Annotated in this window: 15 protein-coding genes and 1 pseudogene; 6 read left to right on the top strand and 10 right to left on the bottom strand. The window is 58.9% G+C overall.

Features of this window, described 5'->3' with window-relative positions; translation table 11 throughout:
* Nucleotides 1–192 precede the first annotated feature (192 nt).
* The 6 genes from A6U86_RS32300 to dnaN form a co-directional block, all read right to left on the bottom strand.
* Entirely contained in the window at nt 193–1,173 is a 981-nt protein-coding gene (locus A6U86_RS32300; protein WP_068400601.1) for a complex I NDUFA9 subunit family protein, read from the bottom strand.
* 112 nt (nt 1,174–1,285) lie between these two features.
* Nucleotides 1,286–1,573: a DUF1330 domain-containing protein gene (locus A6U86_RS32295; protein ID WP_034514066.1), complete on the bottom strand. Its 288-nt coding sequence runs from the start codon at nt 1,571–1,573 to the stop codon at nt 1,286–1,288.
* 27 nt (nt 1,574–1,600) lie between these two features.
* Nucleotides 1,601–2,293 (bottom strand): orotidine-5'-phosphate decarboxylase, encoded by a 693-nt coding sequence (gene pyrF, locus A6U86_RS32290; protein WP_068400597.1) that lies wholly within the window; start codon nt 2,291–2,293, stop codon nt 1,601–1,603.
* A gap of 1 nt (nt 2,294) precedes the next feature.
* Entirely contained in the window at nt 2,295–2,882 is a 588-nt protein-coding gene (locus A6U86_RS32285; protein ID WP_068400595.1) for a histidine phosphatase family protein, read from the bottom strand.
* A 12-nt stretch (nt 2,883–2,894) separates the two neighbouring features.
* A complete protein-coding gene (gene pmtA / locus A6U86_RS32280) occupies nt 2,895–3,488 on the bottom strand; it encodes a phospholipid N-methyltransferase PmtA (protein WP_068401132.1) in 594 nt (197 codons plus the stop codon).
* 162 nt (nt 3,489–3,650) lie between these two features.
* Nucleotides 3,651–4,769 carry a DNA polymerase III subunit beta gene (gene dnaN / locus A6U86_RS32275; protein ID WP_068401129.1) on the bottom strand — a complete coding sequence of 373 codons (1,119 nt, stop codon included), beginning with the start codon at nt 4,767–4,769 and terminating at the stop codon, nt 3,651–3,653.
* Nucleotides 4,770–5,021: 252 nt separating this feature from the next.
* Here dnaN and rsmI point away from each other — a divergent pair, with 252 nt between their 5' ends.
* From rsmI to gshB, 5 genes are all read left to right on the top strand, one after another.
* Nucleotides 5,022–5,930 (top strand): 16S rRNA (cytidine(1402)-2'-O)-methyltransferase, encoded by a 909-nt coding sequence (gene rsmI / locus A6U86_RS32270; protein WP_068400593.1) that lies wholly within the window; start codon nt 5,022–5,024, stop codon nt 5,928–5,930.
* On the top strand, nt 5,923–6,291 hold the full coding sequence (locus A6U86_RS32265) for a YraN family protein (protein ID WP_068400592.1): 369 nt from the start codon (nt 5,923–5,925) through the stop codon (nt 6,289–6,291). The genes rsmI and A6U86_RS32265 overlap by 8 nt, the downstream gene beginning before the upstream one ends.
* 102 nt (nt 6,292–6,393) lie before the next feature.
* Nucleotides 6,394–7,389 carry an endonuclease/exonuclease/phosphatase family protein gene (locus tag A6U86_RS32260; protein WP_068401126.1) on the top strand — a complete coding sequence of 332 codons (996 nt, stop codon included), beginning with the start codon at nt 6,394–6,396 and terminating at the stop codon, nt 7,387–7,389.
* Between the two features lie 96 nt (nt 7,390–7,485).
* On the top strand, nt 7,486–7,992 hold the full coding sequence (locus A6U86_RS32255; protein ID WP_198929122.1) for a cupin domain-containing protein: 507 nt from the start codon (nt 7,486–7,488) through the stop codon (nt 7,990–7,992).
* Between the two features lie 93 nt (nt 7,993–8,085).
* Complete coding sequence (gshB, locus tag A6U86_RS32250; RefSeq protein WP_068400589.1) at nt 8,086–9,033, top strand: glutathione synthase; 948 nt, start codon at nt 8,086–8,088, stop codon at nt 9,031–9,033.
* A 55-nt stretch (nt 9,034–9,088) separates the two neighbouring features.
* Here gshB and A6U86_RS32245 read toward each other — a convergent pair whose 3' ends face one another.
* The gene (locus A6U86_RS32245; protein WP_141683864.1) at nt 9,089–9,490 is read right to left on the bottom strand and encodes a hypothetical protein; all 402 of its coding nucleotides are present in this window, start codon (nt 9,488–9,490) and stop codon (nt 9,089–9,091) included.
* Nucleotides 9,491–9,626: 136 nt separating this feature from the next.
* On the opposite strand from A6U86_RS32245, the pseudogene A6U86_RS32240 reads away from it, so the two are divergent.
* A pseudogene (locus A6U86_RS32240) lies at nt 9,627–9,857 on the top strand (magnesium chelatase domain-containing protein); the annotation flags it as partial.
* 369 nt (nt 9,858–10,226) lie between these two features.
* On the opposite strand, the gene A6U86_RS32235 reads toward A6U86_RS32240, so the two are convergent.
* From A6U86_RS32235 to A6U86_RS32225, 3 genes are read right to left on the bottom strand one after another with little or no spacing between them, the layout of a single operon-like run.
* The gene (locus tag A6U86_RS32235; RefSeq protein WP_068400586.1) at nt 10,227–11,789 is read right to left on the bottom strand and encodes a site-specific integrase; all 1,563 of its coding nucleotides are present in this window, start codon (nt 11,787–11,789) and stop codon (nt 10,227–10,229) included.
* Entirely contained in the window at nt 11,790–12,257 is a 468-nt protein-coding gene (locus tag A6U86_RS32230; protein WP_068400585.1) for a hypothetical protein, read from the bottom strand.
* A 16-nt stretch (nt 12,258–12,273) separates the two neighbouring features.
* Nucleotides 12,274–13,203, bottom strand: coding sequence for a hypothetical protein (locus A6U86_RS32225; protein WP_141683863.1), 930 nt, complete (start codon nt 13,201–13,203; stop codon nt 12,274–12,276).
* Between the last annotated feature and the right edge of the window lie 100 nt (nt 13,204–13,303).

The raw sequence follows: 13,303 nt of genomic DNA, 5'->3' as shown, positions 1-13,303 counted from the left end.
ATAGCAATAAATGTTCATCTTAAATTTGACGTTAATGCTACTATTTCCGGACTGCGTCTTTTAGGCAACGTTGGGCTGTGAACGAAGGAGCCTTGCCCGCGTCTCGAAGTCTAGTTTTGTGCTCCATGAGCAACAAAAAGCGCCGCTCGGGGAGGCCCGGCGGCGCCTGTATTTCAATGACTCGGCGAATCGTTAGGCGGCTTTGCCGGAACCGGTGAACTGGCCCTGCGGGCGATAACGCACCAGATAGGACGGAAGCACGGAGACGAGGAGCGTCGGCAGTAGGCCGATACCCTTCAGTGTGCGCCCTTCGGCCTCAGCCTGCTTGGAAACGACGTTGTCGCTCTTCAGCAGCGTCACCTGGTCGGAAGTGATCGGCGGCGTGATGAGCGGCACCAGCGAAGCGAGCGAGCCGATTGTCGAGGCGATGCCGAACGGGATGGAAACGAGCGGCTTCTTCCGGTTGATGACGGAGAGCGTGGTCTCGAGACATTCGCGGAAGGAAAGCACTTCCGGGCCGCCGAGCTCATAGGTCGTGCCGGCCTTCAGCTTGCCGTCGACGCTGCGAGCTGCCGCCTCTGCGATATCCTCGACATAGACGGGCTGGAATTTCGTCTTGCCACCGCCGATCAATGGCAGGAAGGGAGCCGTGCGCGACATGTCGGCGAACTTGTTGAAGAAGCCATCTTCCGGTCCGAACACGATCGAAGGCCGCAGGATCACGACGTCGGGCTTGATCGATAGAATGGCAGCCTCGGCGCGAGCCTTGGTGCGGGCATAGGCGGAGGCCGAATTGGCATCGGCGCCGAGGGCGGAAACATGCGTCAGCGAAGCGCCGACGCCGCGTGCGGCCTCGGCAATGGCCTTGGCGCCGAATTCCTGCACGGCGTCGAAGGTGTTGCGGCCGCTTTGAGCCAGGATGCCGACGCAATTGACGACATGCTGCGCGCCTTCGACGGCACGGTCGATCGAGTTGCGGTAACGCACATTGGCCTGGACGATGGAAATCTGGCCGAGATTGCCGGCGGGCACCAGGAAACCGGCAAGATCAGGGCGGCGCACGGCGACACGAATGCGATATCCGCGCTTGGCAAGCGCACGCACGACATGCCGCCCGATGAAGCCTGATCCTCCGAACACGGTAACGAGCGGCGGGAGGTTGGACAGGGTCATGGCAGGCTCCTCGAAAGGCTTTGGATTGGGCTTATCTTGTTTCGTCTTAGCCGATCCGAACGCCGAGGTGAAGTGCTATCACGCTGCATCGCAGCGTCGCATTTCGAAGGGATCAGATCCCCTCGACGACGACCATTTCCGCATCCGCTACTTCGTGGCGGATTTTGGCGGCCGCCTGGTATTCTGGCGAATTGTAGCAATCGACAGCGTGCTGCAGCGACGGAAATTCGATGACGACATTGCGGCCGCGGGCCTGTCCCTCAAGCGGGGTGAAAGCACCGCCGCGAGCAAGAAAGTTCGCGCCATATTTCTCGAAGGCCGGCTTGGCGGTGGCAACATAGTCCTTGTAGCGCTCGAGGTCGCGAACATCGACGCGCGCAATCCAGTATCCCTTTGGCATATCTGCCTCCCTGTTTCCTGCAATGATCTACAGTGCGGCAGCGATCTCGGCGAGTATGGCGCGTGCCGCCTCCTTCGGGTCGACTGCCTTGACGATCGGCCTGGCGACGACGAGGTGGCTCGAACCGGCCTTGATGGCATCGGCCGGCGTCATCACGCGCTTCTGGTCGCCCTTGTCGCTGCCCGCCGGACGGATGCCGGGGGTCACCAGCGCCATGTCAGGCCCGATGATCTTGCGGACTGCGGAGGATTCCTCCGCCGAGCAGACGATCCCGCCCATGCCGGCAAGATGCGCCTGTTCAGCGCGGCGCAGCACCAGCGTATGCGGATCATATTCGTAGCCGGCGGAGATCAGGTCCTCTTCGTCCATCGAGGTCAGCACGGTGACGCCGAGCAGGCAGAGATCCGATCCCTTAGCTGCGGCGACCGCTGCCTTCATCGCTTTCGGATAGGCGTGCAGCGTCAGCATCGACATGCCCATCTTGACGATGTTCTCGACCCCGGAGGCCACTGTGTTGTCGATGTCGAGCAGCTTCATGTCGAGGAAGATCTTCTTGCCGTCGGCGGCAAGATCGCGGGCGAATTCGAGGCCGCCGGCAAATGCGAGCTGGTAGCCGATCTTGTAATAGAGAATATCGTCGCCGAGGGCGCCGACCACTTTCTCGGCCTCCTGAAGGTTTGGAACATCCAGTCCAACGATCAAGCGGTCGCGTGCGGTCATCTCAAGCCCATCCCATCCAGTCTTCCATGGGTGTCCAGTCGCATGAGACGGCGCGCTTCGCAAGATCGAAACAGAAAAGATTGCCGCCGCCCGGAGGCTGATCGCCCTGCCGTGCGATCGGTTTTCCCTCCAGGTGGCATTTCAGCAGCGTGCCGACGCCGCCATGCCCGACAAAGGCAATCGGCACCTGTGGATCGTGCCTGGAAAGAACGGCCTCGACATTGGAGACGATCCTTGTCTGCGCATCGATGGCGCGCTCCCAGCCTTTGAAGCTTTCATGGGGATGGGCGAAGAACCAATCCGCCGCCTTCTCGAATTCCGGCGGAGCCAGGAAGCCGGTGGCGCTGCGGTCGTTTTCGTGTGTGGCCTCGATGATTTCGACCGTCGCACCGCTCGCTGCCGCGAGAATTTCCGCCGTTTCTATCGCCTTGCGCTCGCCGCTGGAGATGATCAAGCCAAGCTTCTGCGCCCAGGAATGCGTTGCCGCCAACCGTGCTCTTGCGGCGCCGATTTCGGAAAGTCCCCATTGCGGCACCGGAACGTCAGGATCGATGCGCACCTGCGGGTGCGTGATATAGAGGGCGTACATGGATTGATTGCCTCAGCCGCGGCTATAGACCCAGAGTTGGGCCGGCGGAATGTTCCGGACGATGAAGTCGAAGTGGCGGATGTGGTAGCGATCCGGCCGCGCGATGATCGGCGACACCGGCCCGTAGGAGATCTGTATCACTGGCCGGCCGGCCGGCATGCGGTCCAACAGGCTTTCCAGTAGCGCCACGCGCGCCTTCATCGGGAAATTAAGCAAGGGGATGCCGGACACGACGGAATCGAACGTTTGGCCACGTAGCACGCCGAGCGTCGTGTCGAGATCGAAGGCGTCACCATTGATGAAGTGGACGCCGGGATAGAGCTTGCCGAGGTGATTATAGAAATCGGTGGAATATTCGATGGCGACGAGGTTCTGCGGCTCTACGCCGCGCGCAAGGATCGCCTTGGTGATCGCGCCTGTGCCCGGTCCGAGCTCCAGTACGGGCAAGCCGGATTGGATGTCGATGACGCTCGCCATCTTGCGGGCCGTGATCGACGACGTCGGGGCGATCGAGCCGACAGTCTTCGGCCCTTGCATCATGCCCTTGAAGAAACGGATTTCCTCGTCGAATTTCTTGCCCAGCCGTTCCTTGAGACGCAGCGCCATGCTCTCCCCCACCAGTATGTTTCGGTTACGACTTACATATCGCTCACAGCGAATCTTGCAATGCGATGGCGCAATAACAAGAGAAAATGTCGCAATCCACAAAGGACAAAAGAAAAGCGCCCTTTGCGTCGGAGAAACGCATGAAAGGGCGCTTTGGTTTCTCTAGACGCGCATCGGCATCAGAACATAAAGCGCATCGTCGCCTGCCGTGTCGCGAATGAGCGTCGGCGAGCCGGCATCGGCAAGCAGGAATATGGCGGACTCACCCGAAAGCTGCGCGGTGATGTCGAGCAGGTATTTGGCGTTGAAGCCGATTTCCATCGCATCCATCTCGTAGCCGACAGCCACTTCTTCGGTCGCACTTCCCGAATCCGGGTTGTTGACCGTCAGCAGCAGCTGGCCGTCCGAGAGCGCAAGCTTGACCGCGCGGCCGCGTTCCGAGGAGATAGTCGACACACGGTCGACGGCCTGGGCGAAGGACTGGCAATCGACCCGCATTTCCTTGTCGTTATTTGTGGGTATGACGCGCTGATAGTCGGGGAAGGTGCCGTCGATCAGCTTCGACGTCATGACGATGGAGCCGATCGTCAGGCGGATCTTCGCATCGGAAACCTCGACGGTGACGATCGTATCCGGCGAATCCACCAGTTTCTGCAGCTCGCCAACCGTCTTGCGCGGGATGATGATTCCCGGCATGCCTTCGGAGCCCGAGGGCGCCGTAACATCGGCGCGGGCAAGGCGGTGGCCGTCGGTTGCAACGGCCCGAAGCTTCAGGTCGCCGTCGCTTTCGATCGTGTGGAAGAAGATGCCGTTGAGGTAATAGCGCGTCTCCTCGGTGGAGATCGCAAACTGCGTGCGGTCGATCAACATCTTCAGATCCGCCGCCTTCAGCTTGAAGGAGTGGCTGAAGCTGCCTGCGGTCAGATCCGGAAAATCGGATTCCGGCAGGCACTGCAGCGAGAATTTAGAGCGGCCAGAAGCAACCGTCATCGAGCTGCCGTCGGGATTGGTGGCCAGAAGCACTTCCGATCCGTCCGAGAGCTTGCGCACGATGTCGTAGAGCAGATGCGCGGGAACGGTGGTGGCGCCGGCCTGCTCGACATTGGCGGGCGTTGCTTCGGTGATTTCGAGATCGAGGTCGGTCGCCTTCATGTCGAGGCTCGTGCCATCGGCTTTCAGCAACACGTTCGATAGGATCGGGATCGTGTTGCGACGCTCGACCACGCGATGGACGTGGTTCAGCGACTTCAGGAGGTTCGACCGCTCAATTGTAATACGCATGGATGCTACCGCTTTCGACCGTGACTTGCCGGGCAGCCCGAGGCGCCCGAGCGACATGTTTTCGGACGAGGCCCGAAAGATTGGACAGGCAACTTGGCAGACTTCTCCATCCGAATGCAAGAGGCATGGACCAATTGCCAAGCGCCAATTCGACATTTCGTCGACAATGCTCCACAGGAATTGCACCGCTCTTGTCGTCAGCCCGCGCCTCGCCCATAAAGGCTGTGAATCCGAAGCGAATTCAGGACAGGCATGAACGAAGACCAATCAGGCGGCGGGACACGCAGTTTCCGCCTGCACAACAGCAACATTCCGGCCCGTCCCCTCGAACCGGCGCTCTATCTCGTGGCCACCCCCATCGGCAATCTCGGCGATATCACGCTGAGGGCATTGGAGACGCTTGCGGGCGCCGACGTTCTCGCCTGCGAGGACACCCGCGTTACCCGCGTCCTGCTCGATCGTTATGGCATCCAGAACAGGCCCTATGCCTATCATGAGTACAATGCCGATGAGGCAGGACCTCGCCTGCTGCAGGCGCTGGAGGCCGGCCGTTCGGTGGCGCTGGTTTCCGATGCCGGCACGCCGCTGGTCTCCGACCCCGGCTATCGGCTGGCGGTGCAGGCGATTGAGGCTGGATACAAGGTCGTCCCCATTCCCGGCGCCTCCGCACCGCTTGCGGCGCTCGTCGGCTCCGGCCTGCCCAATGATGCATTCTTCTTTGCCGGTTTCCTGCCGGCCAAGGACAAGGGCAAGCGGGACCGGCTGGCGGAGCTTGCCGGCATTCCCGCGACCCTCATTTTCTTTGAATCGCCGCATCGCATCGCCGCTACGCTTGCCGCCGCCGCCGATGTGCTCGGAGCAGAACGCCCCGCCGCCGTCTGCCGCGAGCTCACCAAGACCTTCGAGGAATTCCGCCGCGGCACGCTCGCCGAACTCGCCGCCTTCTATAGCGAGGTCGATAACGTCAAGGGTGAGATCGTCTGGCTCGTCGGGCCGCCGGCCGAAAGCGTGACAGCCGAAGCTGATATCGACGCCATTCTTGCCGACCTAGCAGGCACGATGCCGACAGCAAAGGCGGCAGCGGAAGCCGCCCGACTGACCGGCCTGCCACGCAAGGAGCTTTATCAGCGACTGCTCGACATGAAGGAGAGCCATGGCTGAGACAGGCGAGAGGCTGAAGCGGCGGAAGGCGTGGCGGCGCGGCCATGTGGCCGAATATCTGGCCGCCGCCTTCCTGCTGCTCAAGGGCTATCGCATCCTGGCCATCCGCCACCGCACCAAGCTCGGCGAGATCGATATCGTCGCCCGCAAGGGGGATCTTGCCGTCTTCGTCGAGGTCAAATCGAGGCGTGGGGCGCAAGAGGCGATCGACGCGGTTTCCTTTTCCTCGCAGAAGCGCATCCGCGCCGCCAGCGACCTGTGGCTGGCGCGGCAGCCCGATTTTGCCCTTCTGTCGCAGCGCTATGATATCGTCGCCATGCTGCCCGGGCGGTGGCCGCAGCATTTTCCGGATGCGTTTTGAGATCGGCGTTACAGAAACGTCACAAAATCAGCCTATTGCCGGGCCGATATGCGCTCGCAATCCCCCGCCGGCGCTTCCCATCTCGTTTCGACAGGCTTCATCATGATCCGCAGCACCGTTTTCGCCTCCGCCATCCCCTCGCAAGAAGAGCGTAAAAGCTTCGTCTCGCTGGAAAAATCTCCTGCCGTTCATGCCTCCATCCTGGCATCGCTTGCCTGCATGAACACGGTGCGGGTCGGCGGCGCTGAAGCCAAGGTCGCGGCCCTGTCCTTCCCCTTCAACGTTGCTGCCTGGAACCTCGAGCGCTGCCTGTTTCCTGAGGAGACTGCGACGAAGCTGCAAGCAACAGAAGCGCCGCTGGTCCTGCTTTCCGAGATGGACGACGGCATGGCGCGCACGGAGCAGCGTGATCCCACAGCCGTCGTCGCCGGCGAACTCGGCATGAACTATGCCTATGGCGTCGAATTCCTGGAGCTCAGCCTCGGCTCGGAAATCGAGCGTTCCTACTGCCGCGACGATTTCAACGAGAAGGGCTTTCATGGCAACGCCCTGATGGCGTCTGTCGCCTTGAAGGACGCTTTCCTGTTCCGTCTTCCGGGCGAAGCCGTCTGGTTCAACGACAGTAATGAGCAGCCGCGCATCGGTGACCGCTGTGCTGTCGGTGCCATCGTCGAGACCGAAGCCGGGCCTTTCGTCGCCGTGTCGGTCCATCTCGAAAGTGTGGCGACCGCCGCCTATCGCGAGCGGCAGACGGCGGCTCTGATCGAAGCCGTCGAAGCCTTCGCGCCCGGTCTGCCGATCCTGATCGGCGGCGATCTCAATACAGGCAACCACACCGGCGGCGATTTCTCGACCGATACTCTGTTCGCCATGGCGGAAGGCCGCGGCTTTGAGTGCCATGGCGGCCCGCTCGACCAGACGAGTACGCGCCCGAGCCTGATCACCCGCTTCCCCGATCGCGCCATGAAGCTCGACTGGTTCCTGAGCCGGGGTCTGAAGATCAGCGAAAGCCACCTTGTTTCCTCCCTCAATGAAGAGGGCAAGCCGCTGTCCGATCACGACATGATTGTTTGCACAATCGAAGGTTTTTCGGCCTGATCGCTGCAACCGTTAAAATGCGAAGTTTTTCCTGAACCTCGCCGTTACCTCTTTCATGCGAAGAAGTCTTAGACGCGCATGGAATTGGGGGATTGCATGGTCTTGAAATTGATGTTGGCGAGCATGGCGGCCTTTGCCGCGCGTGCGGTGCCTGTTGTCGTGGCGATGCCACCATCGAAGAATTTCGTCGCCGATGCCGCGGGCGCGATGGAAATGAAGCCATCGCCGATCGAGCCGTCGTGGATACTGGCGGGTGAACCTGTGGCCCGCATCGCCGAGCATTCCCGCGGGCAGGATGACGCCGCGCTGACGGCGCTGTGGGATTGCACAGCAGGCGAGTTCCGCTGGTATTTCGGCTGGGACGAAACGGTAATGATCCTCGAAGGCGAGGTGCATATCACCACGGAAGATGGCGTCGAACGCACGCTGACCGCAGGAGATGTCGCCTATTTCGCAGGCGGCACCTGGGCGACATGGCGCATCGATCGCTATCTGCGCAAGGTCGCCTTTTTGCGCAAGCCGTTCCCGAAGCCTTTGACCATGGCCTATCGACTGCGTGATCTCGTCAGGCAGGGCGGCGGCACCCAGGGTCTCGCCGCCTGAGCGCGGCGACCTCTACCGGAAGCCCTTGAATAGCCGTTGCGTTTGAAGGCGGGCCGACCTACATCTGTCGGCAAATTCGAGCGAGGGCTGACTATGGCGAAGATTAAGAATGTCGCGGTCCAGATGGACCATGTCCGGGGCATCAACATTGCGGGCGACTCGACCTTCGCCATGAGCCTCGAGGCACAGAACCGCGGCTACAAACTCTTTCACTACACGCCCGAGCGGCTGAGCATGCGCGACGGCGAGGTCTATGCCTCCGTCGAGCCGATGATCCTGCGCGATGTCAAGGGTGACCACTTCGAGCTCGGCGAGCCCGAGCGCGTCGATCTCTCGACCATGGACGTGGTGCTGCTGCGCCAGGACCCGCCCTTCGACATGGCCTATATCACCTCGACGCATCTGCTCGAGCGCATCCACCCAAAGACACTCGTCGTCAACGATCCCGCCTGGGTGCGCAACTCGCCGGAAAAGATCTTCGTCACCGAATTTGCCGATCTCATGCCGAAGACGCTGATCACCCGGGACGCCGGCGAGATCCGCCGCTTCCGTGAGGAGATGGGCGATATCATCCTGAAGCCGCTCTACGGCAATGGCGGCGCCGGCGTCTTCCATTCGACGCGTGACGACCGCAACCTCTCCTCGCTGCTGGAAATGTTCGGCCAGCTCTTCCGCGAGCCTTTCATCGCCCAGCAATACCTGCCTGACGTGCGCAAGGGCGACAAGCGCATCATCCTCGTCGATGGCGAGGCTGTCGGCGCGATCAACCGCGTGCCGGCCGAGCATGATGCCCGCTCCAATATGCATGTCGGCGGCCGCGCCGAAGCCACCGAGCTGACGGCGCGCGAGCAGGAAATCTGCGCCCGCATCGGCCCGGCTCTGAAGGCCCGCGGCTTCCTTCTCGTCGGCATTGATGTCATCGGCGACTACATGACCGAGATCAACGTCACGTCGCCGACCGGCATCCGCGAAGTGAAGCGCTTCGGCGGTGCCGACATCGCCAGCCTGCTCTGGGATGCGATCGAATCCAAGCGGGCCTGATGGCTGTTTTCGCCGGGGATCGGTGAGAGGTCGTTTTCTCTCGCCGCAACACGAATTATATCGCTATGCCCATGCGGCGGCAGGTCAGGATCACCGCTGACTGCCCGGTCGAGCTGTCATCCGCGATGACGATCGGCACGAAGCCGAAAAGCGGCTTCACGTTGACCATCATGCTGACGTAAGGCCGCTTGTTTACAACGCCGCCATAGCCGCCCATGGCGGTGATCGTGCCGCAGACGCTGACATGGCCCTTGCTGTTCTTGGAAGCCGCCATAGGCCCGAAAAGCAGAAGGCCCTCGTAAGGAAGCTGCTCGCGCAAACCCTTTTCCACCGCAGCCGTTTCCTTGGCGCTCAATGGATAGGGAACTCCCTTTTCCAGATTATCCCCGCCATCGATCGACTGGCAGCCGCCGAGAAAGACAGCCATCAGAAGAGATAGCGATATCGCAAGTCTCATAATTTTCCTCCAATTGTAAAAACCGCCCCTTTGTTCTTTTATTGTTCTTGTTTCATTTCATTTTTTCTGCCACGTTGCAACCCATGGTCTGCGGTGAAGAATTAATAGCGGCAAACGAGTTGGGCGAGGGCAAGGCATGGTGGCACGCGTCAGTACGGTTGCGTTTCAGGGTATCGAAGGCGTGCCCGTCGAAGTTCAGGTGATGATCGCGCCCGGCAAGGTGCTGATGCACATCGTCGGCCTGCCGGACAAGGCGGTGGCCGAAAGTCGCGAGCGGGTGCAGGCCGCACTTCACGCTTCCGGCCTCGCCCTGCCGCCGAAGAAGGTCACGGTCAATCTCGCACCGGCCGATCTGCCGAAGGAAGGTGACCTTATACGGTATCTTTCTACGGTATTCATGGCATAGTATGCTGTTATTTCAGGGGATTTTCAGAAAATTGGATTGAATACATTTTTCGATCGGTTTTCCGGGAGCCGGGAGCTTCCTATTTCATGTCGAAAATCCGGCATTATGTAGCCAGTGCAACAAGACTGCGAATAAGGTCAGAAGCTATCTCCTGAGGGCACCTAGGAAGCTTACTGCCGTTGTCGGCCCCACGGAAATCGACAAACAGAGGCGGCGTCCTCGGAGAGCATCGCGGCTTTCTCGGTGCGCAAACGTGTTGCACTCTTGGATGACGTAAGTCGAAAGGTCTGCGCGCTGCTCCCGCCTCCGTCTCGCCACCCAGGCATACTTTCACTGTGTTCGGCCGTCGACGTCATCGCAGCGGTCGCTCGTTCCGCGCTTGCGCCACGAGGCGAGCGGCGATGGAGGCATAAGCGGTACTGGGCTGATCCCATGAGCTTCAATCAATGACTTTAAGTCGGATCGAATAGAGTCGCCTGATGGATTGTCAGCTTGGTTTAGAATCTCTGTGATGGAGCGTATGATGTCAGCGTCTTCCGGGTGGTTCAAAACGACGGCGTAACCTTTGAGAAGGTACTCTTCACGATGAATCTTATTGATGTATCTCTTGATCGTTTTAGTGTTCCTATGACCAAGAATTTCCGAAGCTATCTCCAAAATCGACCGAAAATCGATCGCGCTTGGATTTTGCGCTTTTTGCTTAAGATATAAGTCTCGAACGATGTCCTCTGCCCCTGCTGCCCTAAGCCTGTGTGGGCTGCCTGGAATACCGAGCTTCCGAAAGATTTTGCGGAGTTCCTTTCCTATGGAATCCGGCAGAAAGGCATTCAAAGTCTCGTAAGACAAAAATACGTGATCGCTCGCTACGCGACCCTTTCCAAGGCCATCCAACACTTGCCGATGCCGGTATTCCCATATGTAGTCGAGAATTTCGATCACGAGTTCGATCGGGATGGCCAAGTGGCGGACCTTACCCCCTTTTTCAATTACATTTATGAAAATAAAGCGACGCCCTGTATCCCTAAAATCTTGCAACAGTCGGATGAGTTCTTCACGGAGCGCTCGATCCTGGCCGCGTTCGCCTGCCATAAGTGCTAAGCCGGGGAGTTCCCTTGTGAGTGAGCTGCTTATTTCAAATTCTTCGAGGATTCCCGCGCGAACGGCTGCGACACACAAGTCCGCAACCCCGCCTGACCGTGCTGTTGCATAGCGCTGCAATTTTGCCGCGAGATGAAAAGTGGCGGCCCGATTTTCATCGTCTCGTTCCAATGCCTCCTGGATAACCATTTTGGACTGTTTGGCATCAGGAGTCGGTCTCCCATGTCTCAGCCTTTCCTTCTCCTTCCTCCGCTCAAGTTTGCTAGAGGAGTCTTGGCCGGTCTCGAATTTGCGGATACCAAAATCAACAGGCCGCCGCCGATACGGGAGAGGCCATCGATATGGAGTGACGTCGGGGGATATGATTGATGGAGCAGGTTCCGGCTCCACGACGCCGGTCAACAACCCGACGTGGTTCTGTAGCACGGAATACAATGAGTAAATGATGTCCCGCTTGTCCAACAACGTTCGTCGATAAATCACTTCAACGTCGGAAGGCCTTAAAAGAACAATGTTGCTATCTCGCTGGCCACCAGTTTCAAGGTATTCGGTCACCACAGTTTGATCGACGGACCACCAGTCGATTCCCCTATCTCTCAAATAGTCGCAAAACGCGGTCGCTTCATATGCTTCCTTTCTGACCGTTCTTACGCTCATCCCGGCGCGGCGCCGATGAGCGAGAAATGCTGCTACGATCAGAGGAACGCCACTATCCACAGTCGTCGGAATGGGATGTTGGGGCGCTGGAAATCTATCGATTTCGAAATCATCGTCGGTAAACAGCACTTTTGGCATCTACCAATCCCTATAAAGGGCCACGACATTCGATCTTTGCCCAATTGGCTTGCGGCCAGCTAAAACGAGCTCATCAACGAGCGACCTTATCACTGACTCCATCTCTACGATTTGTGTCGCGAGAACACGGTTTTGCTGTACGAGTTGGTCGTTTTCCCTTTGCAGCTCTTTAAGCGGATCCTGGTTGAAGAATCGCAACAGTTCCGCGAGTTCATCGACCAGGGTGGGATACGGACCACCCGGCGAGTCGATGGTTTTGCTGCTCCATGCGCGGAACTTTCCTTCCTCCTCCCACCCTCGAAACTCCTCCAGTGTCAGTGGACGCCAGATTTTGCTTCGTGGATTGCGTTTAAGAACTTTCTTTATTCTCCGCAGCTCTTCCAGCTTCGTTTGAAACGAGGCCTCCACGGTTGTCGAACGCATTTCAGGGGCCAGTTTCTTTGTGGGGAGGGTGGAGACCGGTTTCACGTCTTTCTGCTTCCTTTCATTGGAACTCCGAGCGGGCCGACGCTATGACATTTAAACTCTCCTTCGACGCCTCCCTCACGAAGGGGTCGGTAGACTTTGAAGCTTCGGAGACCTTCTCGTAGGCTGCGTCCCAGTATGGCATCAGGATATTGAGCCTAATGGCGTTAGGACACCCGAAGCAGGTCTCGCGGGTGGCGTAGGAGTAGTCGGGTCCAGTGGCATGCTCAACTGAGAGGCCATCTTCGGCAGCGGCGTCCAAACATCCGGCCACTGACTTGTCACCTAGACTTGACCCGCACTTACACAAATTGCCGCCCTCGGGATGGGTCGTAAGGTGTCGGCCCTCAACGAATTCGCTCAACACGCCATTTATCACTGCGCCTTCTGATGACGAAAGGATGTCGATTTGTCGGGCCAGAGCTTCTTCAAACTCTCTGAACATAGAGGCACCGCCGCCGGCGGCTTTAATTTTTCCACTATGAACCTCCAGAATGAGATCCTTCATGAACTGTAACTCGGCGTCGCGCATGTCGAGTCCTCTCTCCAGAGCTGCCTTGAGTGGGCCGTCATTTACCTGCCTGGCGTTTCGGGTATCGTTCAACCGCATGGCAGCAGCGTGCTGCATCTTCGTGTAGCTGGCCGTCGTATTCATGTCGCGCTGTTGCAGTTGATAGTTCAACGACGGCAAGTCAGGAAAAAAATACCGCCACTGATGCGTGGTTGCGAAAAATTTGCGAAATTGGTTTGCCGTGAATTTCCAGATCGTTCCGTCGGGGAGGGGCGGAACTTTGCAGCTCGCAGCGAACAGTTCCAAGGCCTCGTTGACATCAAACCCTACAGGGCCAGAGCTCTCGAAAAATTCGACTAGCCATTCTCGCGATCCAAAATTGCCAACAGCGTGTTGATTTCCGGTAGGAACTGACCCGTTGGTGGCAGATATTTCCATTGAGAATTGACCCATGTTTGAACCTTGCCCTGCGTGTTTTCAGCGAGGGCTACGGAGTGATCGACATGGCGTTACTGAGCGTGATCCGACGCTGGCATTT

This window comes from Rhizobium sp. AC27/96 (genome assembly GCF_001692325.1).
Lineage (GTDB): Bacteria > Pseudomonadota > Alphaproteobacteria > Rhizobiales > Rhizobiaceae > Rhizobium.
Note: the sequence above shows the minus strand (reverse complement) of the source record. Positions and strands in the feature narration are given on the sequence as shown.